A 17,724-nucleotide genomic window follows, 5' to 3' on the forward strand; every position below is an offset into this window, starting at 1 on the left:
GCGCGGCCGGCGGGGCAGCAAGCGGCCGGCGCGGCAGGGCGACGGCGTGCGGGACGGCGGCGCGGGGCGGCGGCCACGGCCCGGCGGAGGCGCGGCAGGACGGAGCCGGGCGGCACGGCCGGCCGGGGCTCGGGACACGACGCCGGGCCCGGAGCGGCGGGACGACCGGACGGGCGCGGGCCGGACACCGGTGCCCGGCGACCGGACCGGGGCGGGGCTGCGGCGGAGCACGGCCGGGGGCCGGGAGGTAGGCGGCCGCGGGGCCGCGACCGGGAACGCGCGGGACATCTGACGGACCGGGCACGGCGCGGCCGAACTCGAGCAGCAGCTCCTCGGCACAGCGGCCAGAGGCTCGGCAGCACGGGCACGGGCGTTGACCAGCAGCGCGCGGGACCGCGCAGCGGCCCGGCGACGGGGCGCGGCGGACGGCCGGGACGGCGAACGGCGGACGAGGCGAGCGCGGCACGAGCAGCAACTTCCCCTCGACGCCGGACGGCGGGGCACGCCGACGCCGGACGGCGCGACCAGCCGGCGGAGACGGGCGGCGCGCGGCACGGCTCGGCCGGGCGACGTACGGCGAGCAGCAACTCCCCATACCCACAAGCGAACAACGACTGACGGACCCGCCGGACGGGACGGGCGCGGCGACAGACGATGCCGGCCGGCCGACAGACGGACGACGGACGGACAGGCTGCCGACGGACGGACAGGCGGCGGACGACCGACGGGGCGGCCGGCGGACGGCACGACAGGGCGGCCGGCGGACGGCCGGGACAGCACGACGGGGCGGCGGGGCGCGGCGTACGGGGCGCGGCCGGGACGCGCGGCCCGGGACGGGCGGTGCGCGGGCACAGCGGCGCGGGCGCCGGCCGCAGGCACCGGACAGGAGGCACAGCTGGCGGACGGGGCAGGCGGCACGTGCGCGGAGACACAGGAGGCGGCCAGGGGGCGGCCGTTGAGCCGCGGGGCGCGGCCGGCGGCTGAGGGCCGGGACAGCGACACGGCACGGCACGGCCGCAGGCCGGGGCCGACCCCGACGACGACGGCGCGGCGCGCCGCGGTGCGGCGAGCGGCGGCGCGGGGCGACGGCGACGGCGACGAGCCAGCACGAGCACGGACCGGGAACAACCGGCCGCGACGGGCCCGGAGACACCGAGACGCGGGGACAGCCGGCCGCCGCGACGGACGACGGCCAGGCCCTGGGCAACCGGAGCTGGCCGCGACGGGCGCAAGCAGCAGGCCAACGACCCGGCACGGCCGAGCAGCACCGAGCAGCACCGGCCGCGGCGCGGCGGGCGACGGCGCGACGACGACCCCGGCGGGCACCGCGACCAGGCAGCAGACCGGCACGACGCAGCGCGACGGCACGCGGCCGACAGCCGACAGCCGCGCGACGGCAGCGCGACGGGAACGGCGGCGCGGGACGGCGGCGGACGGCGGCACGCAGACGGCGCGGGGCGCGGCAGGCGGCCGGCCGCTACTCCCCCGGACCCACACAGTCGGGCAGCAGGTGGCGGCCGGGCACGAACTGCCGGCGAAGCGGCGCGGGCCAGACCGCCTCGGGGCAGACCCTGGCCATGGTCTCGACCCTGGGCTGACGGGCGGCGGGCCCTCGCGCAGCGACTCCCGGGCAGGCTGTCACCTTCCGGTGACAGTAGGGGTTCGTGAGGCGGTAGGCTGCCGACCAGCGGCAGGACGCGCACGCCGCACGTCACGAGACGCCCGGCTCCCACGCTGCCGGACGGTGGCCAAGGACCCCCGGGTGCTCCCGGCGCGGGCCCGCGGAACGTAGTGCACCTGCCCGCGCTGATGGCGCCCGAGCCCGGCGGGATGCGTGGGGTCCCGTGACGGAGGTGTCATGACCAAGAGCGGAGCCAGCGGCCCGAAGTCCCGCGCCCGCGCGCGCAAGGAGCGCACCGGCAACAAGTACACCCAGGCCCGGCGCGGTACCACCGCCGTCACCGCCGCCGGGGCGGCCGTGCCCACCGAGGTCACCGAGGTCACCGAGGTCACCGAGGTCACCGAGGTCACCGAGGTCACCGAGGTCACCGAGGTCACCGAGATGACCTTCCGCAGGGGCGAGCCTCTGCCGCGCACCGCGCCGGACATCAACTGGCTGTGCCACCGGTGCGGTGCTGCCACTGACCTCTGTGCGCTGACGACCGACGCCGGCGAGGGGCATCTGCGGCCGTACTGCCTTTCGTGCCTGCCGCCCCCCGACCTCTACCCCGCGCGGCGGGCCTTCGCCGACCACCTCCGCGGCCTCCAGGCCCTGGCGGACTGGCCTTCGGTCGAGGGTCTCGCCCGGCAAGTCGAGGCGGCGACGGGCCACCTGGCCGCCGCCACGGTGCGCAATGTCCTGAGCGGAGCCGTCCTGACGCGCTGGGACACGGTGCAGGCCCTCGTGCACGCCCTGGGAGGCGACGGCGGTGACGTCGAGGCCGTTCTGCATCTGTGGCAGGCGGCCGACCAGGAGCAGAGGCAGGAGCAGGGCCAGGTAGTGGACAGGCTCGCTCGCCGCAGCCGCGTCGGGCTCACGGTCAAGGAGCAGGTCGACCTCGACTGGATGAGGGTGCTGGACAAGGTCGCCCGCCGAGAGGGCAGGACCGGGTTCACGCCTCACCGGCTGAGCGACTTCGACTGAGCTGCCTGCACCGGCCCGTGCCGTCACCCGTCCAGGTGGAGGTGATCGTGTCGGCGCGGCCGCGCCACATCACCTGCGCCACGGTGGGCAGATGCGCCGCCGTCCCGCCTTGCTGATCCCGCTGGTTCTCCTCCTCGCCACGGCGTGCGTCAGCGTACGGGCCGACGGCCGCCCGGCCCGGCCTCCGGCGACGACCTCCGCCGCGGTCGCTCCCTCGGAGGGCACAGCCGGAGCAGACCCGGCTGGCAGTGAGCAGCAGAACTCCAGCAGCATCAGGGCGGCCGGAGGCGCGGCCACCAAGCGGTAGCCGTCGGCGCCGGCCCGTCGGCCCCAGCCGCGTCCCCCAAATCGCCCACATGAAGCGTCGGTTCCCACATGGCCGACAGCCGCCGATCGCCACGTGGCTCCACACCCACAAAGCGGTCTGACAGACACCAGCCGCCTCTTCCTCGCCACGGTCACGCCCTGGCAGCTGCCGGGCGCAGGTCAGCCGGTTCCTGACCTCGACCACACCGACCAGAAGAGACCACCGGATGACCACGCACGGCCAGCACGCATCCTCAGCGTGCTCGCTCAACGCGGCAGTCCAGCGCGGTAAACAGCGTCGGTTATCTAGGGTCCGGAGGCACTTCACACAGGTCAGGCTGCATGGCCCGCTGTCAGGCAAGTAAGGCAAGAGGTGGCGTCGGAAACGGTTCGATCGAACCGTTTCCGAGACTGCCGGCGGTGCACAGCTCTCCGGGGGCTGGACGTCTATCGAGGCGGCGCCCCTCGCCCGCCTTGAAACTATGCCCCACGTGGGGCATAGTTTACTCAGGCACCCCGCCTCATCCCGGAGGAGAGATCATGAGCGACCTGGAGTACAGCATCGGACAGGCTCTCAGTGACGGCGTCGAGGACTACGACATCGACGCCATCGCCGCCGCCCTTCGGCGACTGGGTGTCCAGGACGTTGACGACGTGCCCGAGGAACAGTTCTGGGCCGTCGTGACGGACCATGCCCTCCCCGAGATCGAGCAGGTCCAGCCGCTCGACCAGTTCAAGGCCGAACTGGAGGAAGCGGTCAGGACCCCGCCCAACGCCCCGGCTATCTGGAAGCGCGGCGGCGTCACCCTGGAGATCAGCGGACACTCACGCGTCAACATGACGATGCCGCAGCCGCTCGCCTCCTACCGCCTGGCCGTCGCCGGCGGCGAGACGGTCGACCTCACAGCCGACGAGGTGTCCTCCTGGTCACGCCTGTGGGAAACGGTCGAGTCCCACCTCGCCGCCTGGACGGCCGACGTGGAGGTACGGCGCGAGGCGTACGAGCATGCCTGCGTCGCCGAGGCCGCCGCCGCCGAGGCCGCCCGTAAGGCGGCCTCGGCGGCTGAGCGGGCCCGCCAGGCCCTCACGGCTGTGGCCCCCGTCGGTGAGGGCCGCGCGGAGCGGGTGACCATGTCCACGGACGAAGTGGCGGAATATCTCGGGATCGCGCGTGGGTCCGTCCGCAAGCAGATGTCGCGCTGGGGGATCGAAGCGACGTACGAGCGCGGCCAGAACCGGCCGGAAGCCCGCTACCCCACGGCCGAGGTCCAAGCCAAGGCCGCCCGGCGGCCGGGCCAGGGGCACCGCAGCGACCTCCGTTGAACCGTCCCGGACAGCACTCTCGGGTCGATACCGTTGCACGAACTGGTCCTCGCGGTCGCGGGGTTGCACCACCACGATGACGGGTGGCCCACTAGGGGCCGCCCGGCCGATGCCCGAACGGAAGCGACCATGACGACGTTCAACGCCCACCCGGCGCTGTATCCCGCCCTGACCCTGTGGGGCTACTCGGGCGACTCATGCCGCGACGCGCCCCGGCCGGCGCGGTGGGAGACGGCCCGGCTGGCCGTCCAGGCTGGTCACTTCCTGGCGCTGCACACCCGGCGCCCGGCTCCGGCGCCCGAGCCGCCGGCGGATCCCGATCTCAGGGACACCATCGTGGGCGGGTGGGTCCGCCTGCGCGGGTGGCAGCCGATCGTGCCGTGCCCCCTCCCGCAGGCGCCGGGAGCGGTGGCCCCTGACGTCGTAGCGCGCCGCTTCGTCTCCAACCCGTCCGCCATGCCCGGAGCCTTGCGTCAGCTCATCGAGCGCACGGTCCGGGCCCTGCACCACCCGGACGACCTGCCCGACGGAGTGGCCCTAGCCATCGGAGTGCCCCGGCAGCCCGAGGAGTGGTGGGGGTACGCCATGAGCGGGTGGCTGGCCACCCTCACCGGCTTCGAAGGGCAGAGCGCGATGCGCCCCGTTCCGGAGGCACCGGGAGACCGGTGGGACCTGGAGCGAGCGATGGAGTGGCTGGCTTCGCAGCCAGACCTGGACCAGGTCCGCAAGGCGTTCAAGACCAGTCGGCCCGAGGTGGTCAAGGACGCCGTGAGTTCACTCGGATACGACAACCCGTCCCTGTCGGACCTGCCGACGCGCATCGTCCTGGCCCGGCTGCTGTCCCTGTACGAAGTGGCGCTGAGGCGCGGCGACAAGCCCGTGATCGACCTGGTCAAGGACGTTCGCCTGTAGACGCTGGCCACACGCAGTGCCCGGCCCACGGCGCGCGAGCGCCGTGGATGACAGCGGCGTCCCGCACGATCGTCAGCCGATGGGGACCGGCCTCCATCGAGTTCGACCGTTCCCCGGCAACAATTACCGCTGTGCCAGTGCGACTAGACGTACGTCCCGAAACATGCCTGAAGAACCCTCGGACATCTGTAAGGCACAGACTCCTGGGGCTACTTGCCAGACGCTCAAAACGCACCCGAGATAACGCGCTCCACAAGCGTGCTCTTCCAGCCTGACCAGGCAACTCGGTGACCCAGCCCGATACAGGCCACGCACCAGCAACACGCTGTAGGCGCAGGCCGGGCCATCGGCCTACCCGGGCACGCAGCCTGCCACGCCCGCACACCGCGGCCCGGGCGCACCGGCACAGCCGGAAGCCGGCAATGCCCCTGGCCCGGCCGGACGGCGGACGGCCCGGCGCGGGCCGGCCGGCCTACGACGGGGCGACGTCGTGGTGCGGAAGCAGGTAGCGGCCGCTGAGCGTGTCCGCGGCCAAACGCAGATGCACAGCCGCCGCGGCGTAGCAGGGGCCAATCATGGCCAGCAACTGCTCCGGACTGTAGGGAAGCCGGTCAGCACGTTCAGCGAGATTGAGGCCGGTCTCCAGCGTGCTCGCGACGATCTCCAGATCGGATTCCACGGCACGAAAACGGCGCCGCAGGTCCCTGTCACCGGCCTCGCCCTTGCTCCGGGCGAAGCGGAACTCGGCCGCGACGGCGACCAGCGCGCAGACGTACCGGCCCGCGGTGTGCTCCGCGGGCAGATGGTGAGGCCGCAGCGCACGACCCGCCCTGTGCAGGGCAACGTCGATCCACCCCTGCGGCATCAGCGCGTCACGGACCTCGGCAAGCACCTGGCTGGGCGACAACTCCGCTGGCGGCCGGGCGGGCGCCGCGGAAACATCGGGCAGCACGTGACGGCGCAGTTGCTCGTCGCCGGCCGGGGCCGCGGGGAAGTCCTGAGAGGCCACAAAATCCTCACCAAACGAGGCGGGCGGGTGCCGGTCCACGGTGCGCAGCCTACGCGGCCGGGCCCGCACCCACAGCCACTCGACCAAAACACCCTGGCAGCCGACCCGCTCACCGCCCAACACCGAATCGATGGCGGCCGGCTACGGGCCCGGGCCGACAGCCCACGCGCACCGGCCGGCCGGGCGGGCGGTGCGGCCGGTCAGGCTTCCCGGGGCAGGGCTGGCGGAACCGCGGGCACCCGGGGTCGTACCGCGTTGCCTACCCTCCAGGCCGGCGTCGACCGCCGACCGCTCGGCTTCGCGCGCTTCCGAGTAGGCAGCGGACGCCAGGGCGACGGCGCGCGCGCCCATGGGGGTGGTGCCGTCCAGGGCGTTGAACGCGTCCCGCGTGTCCGCGAAGGAGGCCATCACCTTGGATACGGCGCCGTCCATCTGGCGCACCCATTCCGCAGCGTCACGGCCCCACACCGTCCGCCCCGCGCTCTCGTACTCACGGTTCACCGGACGCGTGCCGTTGATGGCCTCCCGCACGGCCTTGAAACCGTCGCTGGAGACCGACCCCAGGTAGGAGCCCTTGCCTTCCGACCACGCGCACAGGTGCTCGCGCTCTTCCACACCCGCGCGCACCATCACCAACCCCGTGATGACGACGACACGCGCCCACGTGCGGCCGGTCCAACGACGCTCCGCGCGCACGTCCCAACCAAGCTCCGCTGCCTCGTGGAAGATCACCCCGGCGTTGCGCGGCATGCCCGCCAGCACCCGAGCCGACGTCTCCGCCGCCGACTCGTCTTCCTGCGCCGGAGTCTCGGCCGGAACGGCCGCTAGAGCGCCAACGGCCGGTGTCTGCGCCGTCTCCTCCACCACAGAGGCGACCACCTGACGGTTCTTCCGAACCCAGGAGGTCACCGGTCCACGGGACTTGTAGCCCTTGCTCAGGTACCGGCCGTCAAGGGTGATCACGTCGAAAACCTGCGTCATCCTGCCGCTGCGCTCCCGCAGCATACGGATGCCGGAGTAGGCAATGACCGTCAACCTGTCTGGCCCGTAGACCGCCTGAACATCACTCAGCTTGTGGTCATCGACGGTCGCCTGGAACGTATCCGGGTTGGTGACGGCGAACATGATCACTTCCGTTTCTGAAATGAGTTTTCACGGGGAGCGGGAGAGTCGGGCGCTTGCGCATGCCGCCGGTCGGCCGCCGGGGCGCCCGACCGGCGCCTCCGCGGAACCTCGACCACATGACCCTTTTAGTTTGACATGCGATGGCGCAGAAAGTAAACTTATAAGCGTCAAGAGGGGCGACCGACCTTCTGGACGCCGGACAGGGAAGGGCGGCCGACCCGACCTGCACGGCAGGCCCGTAGCTCAGTAGTAGAGCGGCCCCCACGCCGGGGGACGGTCAGGGGTGCAATTCCCCTCGGGCCACCAGGCAGCTGCCGCGCCCATGCGGCGCTCGCACTGCTCAAAGACGTCGGGCCCGTCCTCGTACGCCGAGGTCGCGACGGTGACCTGAACTGCGCCCATGCGCCGCGCCCGCGGCAGGCGCCCCGCGTCGAAATTCACCCAGTTCGCTGGAATCTGTTAGGAGTTCGCGCCATATCTGATCTGACACCCGCCGAAACTGCCTACGCATCGATGAGCACCCAGGACGCCCCTGTGACGCACTGGGACATCGCCAACGCCATCGCCGACGACACCAACGCCGAGGAGTGGAGCGCCGCCCACAGGGCCATCCTGCACCTCGAAATCGAGGGTCGCCTGGTCAACTTGTCCGCCCGCGAGTGGAGCAAGGTCGGCGTGAGAGCCCGCAGCGCCCGCAAGGGCCGTCACCGCTACCTCGCCACCGACGCCCAGTACAAGGCATGGAACCGGCCCGTGTACTCGGTGATGTGGGTGTCTTCCGACTTCATCGGCGAGACCGACGCCGACGCCTGGACCCGCGGCTACGCGCTCAAGGGCGTGAAGATCACCGGCGACGAGTACGACATCGACGGCATCCGTTCCGATGACTGGTCGCGCTACTTCTGGACCGGCCATGCCCGCAATGCAGCCGACGCGTACGCCCAGGGGTTCCTCGGGGTCGCCTACGACGTATGGGACCGGTCCGACTTCGAGGAAGACGTCGAGGACATCGCCGCCATGATCGCCTCCGTGCACGCCGAGTTCGTCGACGCCGACACCAGCGCCCCCGAGCACGCCGCCGCGATCGTGCGCAGCCTCCAGTCCCGCCGTGCCGCCGAGGCGGCCTGATGCTGTACCGGGAGAACGAGGTGAACTGCGGTCACTGCCACGAGCCGCAGGGCATCCCCGCCGACGACCACAACGGCGAGACATATAAGGACGGCGAGGTCACCTTCACGAGCGAACCGTGCATGCGCTGCCGCGTCCACAGTCTTGGCACCCAGGAGCGCTGCGATGACGACTGCCCCGACTGCGAAGACCACGGTGATGGGTGACAGCGAATCCGCCCACGAGCGCGGTGCGCAGCCACCGAGACGAGCGATCAAGACCTCGCTCGACGAGTGGGCCGAGAACAACGAGGACGGACGTATCAGCTTGGGGCGGTAGCCGCACCCGCTCCAAGCCCAGCAGGTCCGGCCGTCGGCGGGGGAAGGTGATGCTCGGGTCCTCGCGGAGCCAATCTGATCTGGTCCCCATGCCGACGCCGGACACGTCCTCGCGGAGGACTGGATATCTCGCCCGGCTCTCAACCGTGAGATTGCGGGTTCAAATTCCGCCGAAGGTACGCAGTTTGCGCGGAACGCGCACTGCTCCCGTCGTTCAACGGGAGGGACAGCGGGCTACGGATCCGGAGATCAGGGTTCGAGTCCCGGTCTCCAAAGCCGGCAGATTCCTGCCACCCCCGCCCTGTCCCCGCCTCCAGCTTCGTCACGCCGGCCCTCTTCGCAGCCCTGGCGCTCACGCGGCCCAGGGCCGCACTCGAGGTCTGGCGGAAGCGCGAGCCCCCGGAGGGGCGTCCTAAACAGCGTCCCCCTTCGCCCTGCCGTCCTCCAGCGGGACGGCTGAGCTCTGACGGGGCGGCCGCCTGCAGTCATCCGACGCCGCCCCGAACCGAAGTCGTCCGTACAGCAGAGGAGTTCCTTGTCCATCCGACGTCTCACCCAGCGTATTGAGCTTCCGCTGCCCGGCATCGGCTCCGCCGCAGCACGCGTGACCGTCCTGGAGCGCGGCCGCGTCCGCTACATCGTTCGTGCTCCGCACGTGAGCGGGACCTTCGTGGTCGTACCGGACCACATCGCGAACGGTCCGATTCTGCCGTCCACCGTCGCGGTGCAGTTCGGCGACGGCACGGAGCCGCTCGGCAGCTTCTACCGCAAGCACCGGCCCGACGAGCCGGTAGTGCACGGCGTCCGGGTCCATGGCTGGACCGGGCACCTGCACCCGGATGACCTGCCGACCGGATGGTTCCTGGGCCGTTACGCCGCCGGGCTGCGCAATGGCATTCACCATGAGCTTGCCCGCGGCACGCGGCGCCGCATCGAGGCCGTGATCCTTGCCATCGTCGCGCACTGGCGGAACCTGCCCTGTCGGCGCGCCCTCATGGTGACCGCGGCGCGTGAGAAGGCGGAGGAGTACGCCGAGCACGAGGGCAACCTCGCCGCTGCGGCGGAGGCCCAGGCCGTCGAGCTCGAGCGGGATCGCCGGGCCGTCCGTCACCGGATCTGCGCGCTGGCCGGCATCCTGCGGCGTCGGCCACGTCCCGTGCTGGCGCCACGGGCTGAGCCGGTGCAGCTGCCGATCGAGGATCCCCGCCGGGGCCCGCTCGGGCAGATCACGGTCCGCGAGGTCGCGGTGAACGCCGAGGTCGCCGGCACTGTCGTCTACGAGGTGACCGGTGCCCGGATTTCAGGGCGGTTCACCGTCGGACCGAATCGGTACCGGCCGGAGCCGATCCCGCAGGGCGTCTGGGTTGCCTACGGCCACGCCAGTGGCGCGTATTTCGAGGACGAGCGGGCGCACGCGCCCGTGGTCAACGGGGTGCGACTGTGCGGCCAGTGGGACCACGACACGAGCGACGACATCACGCTCACCGCCCCGGACACGATCGGCGCCCGGGTGCCGTCCCGAGGCTCAGCGCCGTACGCCACCGAGCGCCGCACCGCAGCTGTCGTCCGCGCGCTGGCCCTGCACTACCTGCGCCGGCCGGACCTGGTGTCACTTCGCCTGGCGGCCGCCCAAGCCAACGTCCCGCACCTACGCGCAGACACACGGCGTCAGCTGAGCGAGGTCAGGAAGCAGCTCGCCATCGAGGAACGCAACGCGCGCCGCCATCGGGCCCGCGAGCGCGAGCTCCGCTCCCTGGTCCCCCGCAGCCCGCGCGAGGACATGCCTGCCCAGGCCGCCTGACCACCACGTTCACCACCCTTACCCCGCCCATGGAGTGGAGATCATGCACAGCAACGTCATTGAACAGCGGATGCAGGAGGCGCACGACGACTTCGCCGCCCGCGGCCAGGCCGTGGCCGACATCCTCAACGCAGAGGACATCCAGGGCGGAGGGTGGACGGTCACGGCCGGGGTCAATCTGTACGGGTCGTTCACCCTGCACCATCCCGCCGGATTCGCCGTCCACGTCGCCCGCCTCACCCCCAACCTCGCTGGAGCGGCCGGGCGGCGGCTCACGGCCGACGGTCACTACCCGCGGGAGTTCTACGGCGACCGTGCTCCGACGATCGGCGTCGGACTCGACCAGCCGGCCACCTGGCTCGCGCGCAGGATCGTCACCAGGTTCCTGCCCGCGTACCTGAACGTGTGGCCCACGGCGATGCTGCACAAGCGGCGTGAGGAGCGGCACACGGCGGCCCGGACCCGGCTGAACGCGCACCTCGAACGGGCGCTTCCCACGCTGGGGCCGGGTGCCGTCGGCGGCGGCCCGAACCGCCTGCAGTCGTACGCGTCGGTAAATCACCAGGTGGAGGGGGAACGGACCATGTGCCGTGTGAAGGCCCGCCTGAGCCACCCCGGGACCTCGGTCGATCTGCGGTTGGACTGGGTGCCGGCGGACCTTGCTGTTCGGATCCTTGAGGTCCTCAATCCCGCACCGCCCTTGGAAGGCCGGATCATGCCCGGCACGCGAGCACTGAACGCCTCTCCCCAGGCGATCGCCACGCCGCAGTTCCTCGTCGGCGAAGTGGTGCGCGGGGCCCAGGCACGGCGCCCGCGCCCGCAGCTGCCCGAGAGGCGGCGCGCGATCTCCCCGCCGGTCTACGAGCCGTGGTACGCAACGAGCCGCAAGCGGCGCCCGCTCGCGATGCCACGGGAAGAAGCCGTTCCCACCGAACGCTAGCCGCACCGTCGGCGCGCTGCGCGACGCGCACGAAGCCGTCGGGATCCGGCGGACCGTCAGCCCATGCCGTCTGAACGTCACGCTCCAAGCCCCTCGCCCCGGCCAAGCCCACTTGCGGCGGTCTCGTCGGGCTGAGCGATGCCCGCGGCCGTGCGGACCTCCCGCAGCAGGACGCCGGCCTGCTGCTCGTCGACGGGGTCGAGGTAGAGCAGCATCATCAGGATCATCTCCGCACAGTTCCAGCGCTTCTGCCAGTGCGCGACCCGCGCCAGCCCGTACAGCCCGCGCAGCAGCGGCCGGTTGGACTCCTCCCGCCACAGGAGCACCCCACCGTCGTACATCGGGAAGGCGAGCGGCACCTCGGCTACGGCGACCGCGCATTCGTACCACCGGCGCGCCTCGTCCAGCACTCCGCGGTCCCCCTCCAGGCCGGCCTCGCGAACGGCGGCGAGATGGAGCTCGGCCCTCACCACGTACGCCTCGGCCGCCGCGGGCTGCTGCGCGTGCAACTGATCCAGGCGGGCGCGTGCCTCGTCCGGTGCGAGGCGGAGCAGCTCCTCGCGGGCGGCGGGCAGGAGGCTGTGGGCGTCCGGTAGCCGGTAGACGGGACGGATGCCCTGGGTGAGCACGTGGCGCCGCCACCGATCCGGCTCGTCGACCGGCTCCAGCAGTACCGGGTCGACCTCCTCGGGTTCCTCCTCCCACTCCTCGTCCTCCTCGGGGGCGCCGTAGTCCAAGGGCTCCACGCCGGCCGCAGCGAGGTAGGACGGGTCGAAGGTGTTGCCGCACGGCTGCGGCTGGTCCTGGTCGCGCGCCCGGTCGGCCGCCTTCATCGCCTCCATGCACAGACCGGAGTGCAGCAGCTCCATCGAGACCGCGTGGTACTGCTGCGGCCACATGTGCGCGCCGATCCCCGGACCCCAGAACTCGAGGTCCTGCTGCAGCAGGAGCCGCAACGCCATGTCGCAGCCGGCGGCGTCGAGCCGCGGGCCCTGCTGCATGATCCGGTCGGCGTTCTCCTGCACGGTCGTCAGAGCCTTCTGGTAGCCCATGCCCGTTTCGCGGCTGAGCCGGCGAGCGATCCGCGAGAAGTGGGTGAGGGACGTACGGGGAGTGGTCGGCATAGCGCTCTCCTGAACATGGTCCCGCAGATCGCACCGCCCACCTCGATGCACCGACAGGACCGACAGGCCGCGCGCGACAGTTGCACTTGCTCTCCGGGGCCGAGCACCGGCTCGGTTCACTCAGGACGGCCAACGGTGGGTCAAGCCGACGAGCGCGCGCCCCCTGGGACGCACCGCGCCCAGAGTAGCCGCCTGCTCGACGCCGGCGCTGGCCCTTCGAAGGTTCTCACCCCGTCGAGCAACTGCTGTACCGGCCGGGCAGCGCCCTGAGCAGCGCAACTGCGTTGTCGGCACGGTCTGTCAGTCTGGTCAGCCCCGTACCCAGCCGAGCGCCAGTGGGCCAGTTGGGCAACTGCGGGTGCATGGGCGCATCCCGTGTACGCGGCAGGCCCGCCCCACGCGCCCCTTCATACCCGCCGCCGACGGTCCGCCCCGGAAACAGCGACGCACGGATGGCACGATGGCGGGGGCGGGCGGCGGAGGCCGGGACCGGACGGCGAGGCCCCGCGACCGGGCGGTGCACCAGGGCGGCGGACCGAACGGTCCGAGGCGCAGGCAGCCACGCGGAGACCAGCGGGCAGACGGCCGCGGGCCGGGGACGACACGACGGCGGTGACCGGGCGCACGGCGGACCGGCCAGGAGCATGCGGGTGTGCAGCGGCACGTTCGGCAACTCGCCGACGCTGGTCTGTGCCGCGCGCGCGACGCTGTCCCTGGACAGCGACGATGGACCGCTTGCCACCGAAGTTGCACCAACGCCGGTTCCTGACAACGAAGTTGGACGCCTCGTCACGACTGTGTCGGGGTGCCGTGGTCCGCTGCGCGCAGGCGGGCGATCAGCTTCTCGGCGAGCCGTCGGGCTGTGATGTCAGACAACTCGCCGGGGTTTTCCTCGAATACGGCCCAGATGTGCAGGCTCTTCGCCATCACGACGTCCTCGCCCTTGCGCCAGGACCGGTTCGCGCCCCGGAACCCGACATCCTGGCCGGTGAGCTCGTCAAGGACTTCCTGCACGTCCAGACGCGCCGCCTCGTAGATGAGGCCGCCTGGGCCGTAGGCGACCTCGGCATGTCCGGTGGCGAATGCTTGCGTGAGGTCGATCCGCAGCCAGTTCCATGTCATAGCCGCCACAGTAGGGCCAGGTGCGGGAGGCAAACCCCGCTGCACCGGCATGGAGACGACGGCCTGTTTGTCCAGTGGCGCGCCGGAAATGCGGCAGCCCGCGCTGGGCAGCGGGGATCCAACTTCGCTGCCACGAACTCGCATTGGTCCAACCTCGATGGCGGACAGCCCATCTTCGTAGGCACAGGACAGTCGCGCCCTGCGAGGTGGCAGTGCCCCGGCCGCGCCGGCATGGCCGGGGCCGTCCTGCAAGGCCAAGGAGGCCCTGCCGTCCGGCGCTCAGCCAGCCGCCGTCGTCTGGGCGAGGTCCACCTCACCGGCTTCGATGAGGGCCCGGCGCAGGTGTTCCGTCTCAGCGGGGCGCTCGGCATCGGGCAGCACTGCCGCGGCCTGGAGCAAGGCCCGAGCGTGGCGGCGGACGTCGGTGTCGTACTCGGGGGAGGCGGGGCGGGTGAGCAGGTGCGCGGTCAGGCGCAGGGCATCGGGGCTGCGCGGGTGGGCGGCGGCGCGTTCGGCGACCTTGGCAGCATGGTCCTGGGCGGGGGTGTGCTCGGCGCTGCGCCGGGCCAGGAGCAGCCATACCTCGTCGGGGAGGGCGGAAAGTGTGAAGTAGCCGGCGGCGGCAAGCGCGCCGGGCGGCAGGCCGGCCTCCAGCGCCGCCGTCCACCATGCGCGCGCAACGTCCTCGGGGGCACTGGCGGCCGGGTTCTCCGCGGCGTCGCCCGGGCGGGGCCGCCCCCACAGAGGAAGGGCGAGCGGCATGAGCAGGTGGGAGACGGCCGCGGCGCCGTCCGGGCCGGCGGCCACCTCGCGCCAGGCGTCTACGGGGTCGCCGAGCAAGTCGGGCGGCCCCTCTCCGAGCAGGAGTGCGAACGCGACGCGTGTGGCTGCGCCGTGCATGTTCGCGCGCACCGCGGCCAGGAGCTGGCCGCGGTCCAGGGCGGCGAGCAGCAGCGGATCGGGGCCGCCGCGGTGCAGCCAGGTGGCGGCCGGTGAGGGGCGTTGGGGGTCGAGGGTGTACAGCTCGGGGTGGGCGGCGGTGAAGGCGGTGGCGCGGCGGTGCAGGAGTGGCAGGTGCGCGCCGATCACGGCGGCGACCGCTTCGTTGTCACTGCGGGCGGCCAGGACGTGGGCGACCAGGTGGAGGACGTGGCCGGGCATCGCGCCGTCCTTGGTGGCCTGGCCGGCGGCGTAGTCGAGGAGGCAGTCCAGCGCGCGCACCGCCGGGTGGGTGTCCAGCAGGCCCGCGGGCAGCTCCTCCTCTTCCCCGGCCGCCCTGTCGCCGGCCGGGCCGGCGGCGCCGGTCGCGGGTGTTGCCGGGGCGCCCGCGGGCGGCGGGGCAGGGCGGGTGAGGGGCTCGGCGAGGGTGTGCAGGTGGTCGAGGATGGCTGGCAGGTCACTGCCGAGGTCTTCGCCGCTGCGCCACATGAAGCTCAGGAGACCGGACCACGCCCGGCCGGCGAACTCTGCCGCGTCGGGGACGTGCGCTCTGGCGGGGGCGGGCAGGACGTGGGTCAGGGTGAGAGCGGCAAGGACAGCCTCGGCCGGGCCAGCGGGGAAGGCGTCGGGATGGCGCACGGCGGTCGCTGCGGCGGCGAGGTAGAACGCGCCGAGCTCCGGCCGGGCCAGGGCGTCGAGGACCTGGGGGACGTCGGCGGTCCAGGCGGCGGGGGCGGCCCCCACGAGGCGTTGCAGCACGAGGGCGTAGCCGTCGGCGCCCGCGTCCGGGGCGTCAGCCAGGGCTGTGGCGGCCGCGAGCGGTCCGGCCGCGGTGGCCAGCTCCCGCAGTTCCTGGAGGGCGAGGGCGGTGTGATGGCGCGACTGCGGGCGGGCAGCGGTCCGTGGGTCGGGTGGGCCGGCCGGCTGAAGCTGGCGCAGCGCGGCCAGCAGCGGGGCGAAGCCGGCCCGTAGCGGGGCGGGCAGGACCGGCGACCAGTGCCACACCCGTAGCCATGAGGCGAGCGGCTCGTCCCGGCCGTCGGCCCCGTCCGCGTCGGGCAGGGCCTGGTCGATCTCCTCGGCGGCAGGCGCCGGGCCGAGTGCCGCGCGTGCCCGCTGGTGCAGGCCGACGGCCCGCTCGGGTGGGCAGGCATCCAGCACGAGGGCGGCCAGCCGGGCGCCTTCCGGCGTCGGGCGGTTGGCCAGCAGCCGCACAGTGGCCTCGATCGCCTGCTCCCACCACTCCCCCGTGCCAGCGTCCGCAGTGCCGGTGTCGGCGGTGGGTGGGTGGGCGACGAGGTGGGCCGCGAGCACTCGGTCGTGCAGGTGCTGATCCGCGGCGGCGATCCGCGGCCATGCCCGTATCCGATCGGCGAGCGGGAGGCCGGCCGCGGCGTCCGCATCGGCAAGATCGAGGACCACGCGGGCCAGAAGCGGGCCCATGTCAAGGACCGGGCCCAGGAAGACCCTGGCGTCCAGGACGCGGACCTCGTCCAGGTCGACGGACGCGTGCCAGGACTGCGTGACGGGCGCGGCGATGTCGCGGCGCAGCAGGCCCGCCAGAGCGTTACGGGCCGCGCGGGCCCAGCGGAACGGGCCGTCGGCAGTGGTGTGGACGGTCACCACCAGCTCCCGCAGCAGGCCCGTGACGTCGTGGTCGGGCAGGCGGGCGGCCCATTCCCGCCGGAGGACCTCGGTCAGCTCCGGCAGCGGCTCGTGGCCGGTGTGCGCGCGCTGGCGCGCGGCCTGGTAGGCCAGGTAGCCGGCGTGCCCGAGGTCGACGGTGTCCTTCAGCAACTCCTCGACGACGAGGAGCCAGTCCCCGTCGCGTGCGGGCACCGGGAGGTTGCCCGCCCAGCTGGCCACGAGCCGGCGCGACAGGCTCGCCTCCTCGCTCGGAGTCCCGGCGGGGGGCCGGGTGGTGATGTGCGGGAGCAGCCGCTGGATATCGGCTGGGGTGAGGGCGCCGGCGTCGGCTAGGCGCAGCAGCGCACCCAACACGTCGGGGCCCGCGGCGGCGAGTTGGACGGCGTGAGCTGCCAGCCACGGCCGGGCGGCCTCGGGGTATGCGGTGGCGAGGTGCTCGAGGAACGGGGCGGCTGGCCAGACGCCGGCCGTCTCGTCGGCCGCGAGCAGGTGCGGGGCGTGCTCGTGAAGGAGCGGGAGCCAGGTGGCGGCCGGGCCGGAGCGGAAGAAGAACGCGGTGGCGCGCGGGTCCGCCCAGCCGGCCAGTTCCCGCGCCTCGGTCTCGCCTGGCTCCTTCAGGGCGGCCAGCTTGAGGACCCGCGCGGCGCGGCCGGGCAGCGGCACCAGCAGTTCCCGGGCGGCGGCCAGGAGTTGCCGGTACAGGCCGGCGGCGCGGGCCGGGGCGGCAACGCCGCCGTGCAGGGTGCCCGACGTCTTCCCGTACACCTCGCCCCACACTCCCAGGGCCTCCTCCTGCGCGGCACCGAGCGGGACACCCATCAGGCGCTCGGCGATCCCCGCGGCCCGGGCCCGGTGGTAGCCGCCCGGCCGGGTCAGCTGCCCGCGCAGCACCTCAGCCGCCTGACGCAGCCGGAGTTGTTCCTCGCCGCCGTCGCCGTTCATGCCCGCGCCGCCGGCGGAGGTGGCCGCGAGCGGGGCGGCGGACTGCCGCGGTACTGCGGCGGGTTGTAAGGGCCAGGCAGCCGGGGCGCAGCCAGCAACACCGCTCTCCCCCGCCGGCACCGGGCGCCTCGGTCCGGCGACGAGCTCGCCGGCCGGCGCCGCAGCCGGACCCCCGGACGGGCCGGATCCGGGGCCGGGGCGGACGTCGATCGCGTCGAGCAGGGCGGCAGCGGCATCCTTCAAGCCCACCGCTTCCGGGGCGCCCGGCAGGCTCAACAGCGCATCGGCGGCCCCGCGCAGACACGACTCCGCGACCTCGGCCGACCGCCGGAGAAGGCCACCGGTCAGGATCCGGCGCGCGTCCTGCAGAAGGTCCAGCGCCGGGTGGAATCCCCCAGGAGGCATCGCTACGGCCGCCGCCTGCTCGTTGGGCCCAATTACCCAC

At 73.0% G+C, this 17,724-nt stretch carries 13 protein-coding genes and 1 tRNA gene; 9 read left to right on the forward strand and 5 right to left on the reverse strand.

All coding sequences use genetic code 11. From position 1 onward, the window contains the following. Positions 1-1,858 precede the first annotated feature (1,858 nt). From ACF088_RS17645 to ACF088_RS17660, 4 genes are all read left to right on the forward strand, one after another. Positions 1,859-2,644, forward strand: coding sequence for a hypothetical protein (locus ACF088_RS17645; protein WP_392376667.1), 786 nt, complete (start codon positions 1,859-1,861; stop codon positions 2,642-2,644). A 91-nt stretch (positions 2,645-2,735) separates the two neighbouring features. Beyond that, the gene (locus ACF088_RS17650) at positions 2,736-2,951 is read left to right on the forward strand and encodes a hypothetical protein (protein ID WP_392376668.1); all 216 of its coding nucleotides are present in this window, start codon (positions 2,736-2,738) and stop codon (positions 2,949-2,951) included. 539 nt (positions 2,952-3,490) lie between these two features. Beyond that, the gene (locus tag ACF088_RS17655) at positions 3,491-4,273 is read left to right on the forward strand and encodes a hypothetical protein (RefSeq protein ID WP_392376669.1); all 783 of its coding nucleotides are present in this window, start codon (positions 3,491-3,493) and stop codon (positions 4,271-4,273) included. A 129-nt stretch (positions 4,274-4,402) separates the two neighbouring features. After that, positions 4,403-5,185: a hypothetical protein gene (locus tag ACF088_RS17660; protein WP_392376670.1), complete on the forward strand. Its 783-nt coding sequence runs from the start codon at positions 4,403-4,405 to the stop codon at positions 5,183-5,185. A 472-nt stretch (positions 5,186-5,657) separates the two neighbouring features. Here ACF088_RS17660 and ACF088_RS17665 read toward each other — a convergent pair whose 3' ends face one another. Next, positions 5,658-6,233: a hypothetical protein gene (locus ACF088_RS17665; RefSeq protein ID WP_392376671.1), complete on the reverse strand. Its 576-nt coding sequence runs from the start codon at positions 6,231-6,233 to the stop codon at positions 5,658-5,660. A 102-nt stretch (positions 6,234-6,335) separates the two neighbouring features. Then, complete coding sequence (locus tag ACF088_RS17670; protein WP_392376672.1) at positions 6,336-7,319, reverse strand: hypothetical protein; 984 nt, start codon at positions 7,317-7,319, stop codon at positions 6,336-6,338. Positions 7,320-7,552: 233 nt separating this feature from the next. Between ACF088_RS17670 and ACF088_RS17675 the strand changes: the two genes are divergently transcribed. The 5 genes from ACF088_RS17675 (at position 7,553) to ACF088_RS17695 (ending at position 11,505) form a co-directional block, all read left to right on the forward strand. After that, positions 7,553-7,625: transfer RNA gene (locus tag ACF088_RS17675), tRNA-Ala, on the forward strand. Positions 7,626-7,832: 207 nt separating this feature from the next. Next, entirely contained in the window at positions 7,833-8,447 is a 615-nt protein-coding gene (locus tag ACF088_RS17680) for a hypothetical protein (protein WP_392376673.1), read from the forward strand. Beyond that, positions 8,447-8,653 carry a hypothetical protein gene (locus ACF088_RS17685; RefSeq protein ID WP_392376674.1) on the forward strand — a complete coding sequence of 69 codons (207 nt, stop codon included), beginning with the start codon at positions 8,447-8,449 and terminating at the stop codon, positions 8,651-8,653. The genes ACF088_RS17680 and ACF088_RS17685 overlap by 1 nt, the downstream gene beginning before the upstream one ends. A gap of 646 nt (positions 8,654-9,299) precedes the next feature. Further along, positions 9,300-10,565 (forward strand): hypothetical protein, encoded by a 1,266-nt coding sequence (locus tag ACF088_RS17690; RefSeq protein WP_392376675.1) that lies wholly within the window; start codon positions 9,300-9,302, stop codon positions 10,563-10,565. A 43-nt stretch (positions 10,566-10,608) separates the two neighbouring features. Next, a complete protein-coding gene (locus tag ACF088_RS17695; RefSeq protein ID WP_392376676.1) occupies positions 10,609-11,505 on the forward strand; it encodes a hypothetical protein in 897 nt (298 codons plus the stop codon). A gap of 77 nt (positions 11,506-11,582) precedes the next feature. Here the strand turns inward: ACF088_RS17695 and ACF088_RS17700 are convergent, their stop codons facing one another. The 3 genes from ACF088_RS17700 to ACF088_RS17710 all read right to left on the reverse strand — a co-directional run bounded on the left by ACF088_RS17700 (position 11,583) and on the right by ACF088_RS17710 (position 17,684). Then, positions 11,583-12,629 (reverse strand): hypothetical protein, encoded by a 1,047-nt coding sequence (locus ACF088_RS17700; protein ID WP_392376677.1) that lies wholly within the window; start codon positions 12,627-12,629, stop codon positions 11,583-11,585. Positions 12,630-13,418: 789 nt separating this feature from the next. After that, complete coding sequence (locus tag ACF088_RS17705) at positions 13,419-13,751, reverse strand: hypothetical protein (RefSeq protein WP_392376678.1); 333 nt, start codon at positions 13,749-13,751, stop codon at positions 13,419-13,421. A 279-nt stretch (positions 13,752-14,030) separates the two neighbouring features. Further along, positions 14,031-17,684, reverse strand: a complete 3,654-nt coding sequence (locus ACF088_RS17710) for a hypothetical protein (RefSeq protein WP_392376679.1) — start codon at positions 17,682-17,684, stop codon at positions 14,031-14,033. Positions 17,685-17,724: the final 40 nt, after the last annotated feature.

Origin of the sequence: Streptomyces sp. NPDC015125 (assembly GCF_043080045.1) — a bacterium.
GTDB lineage: Bacteria > Actinomycetota > Actinomycetes > Streptomycetales > Streptomycetaceae > Streptomyces.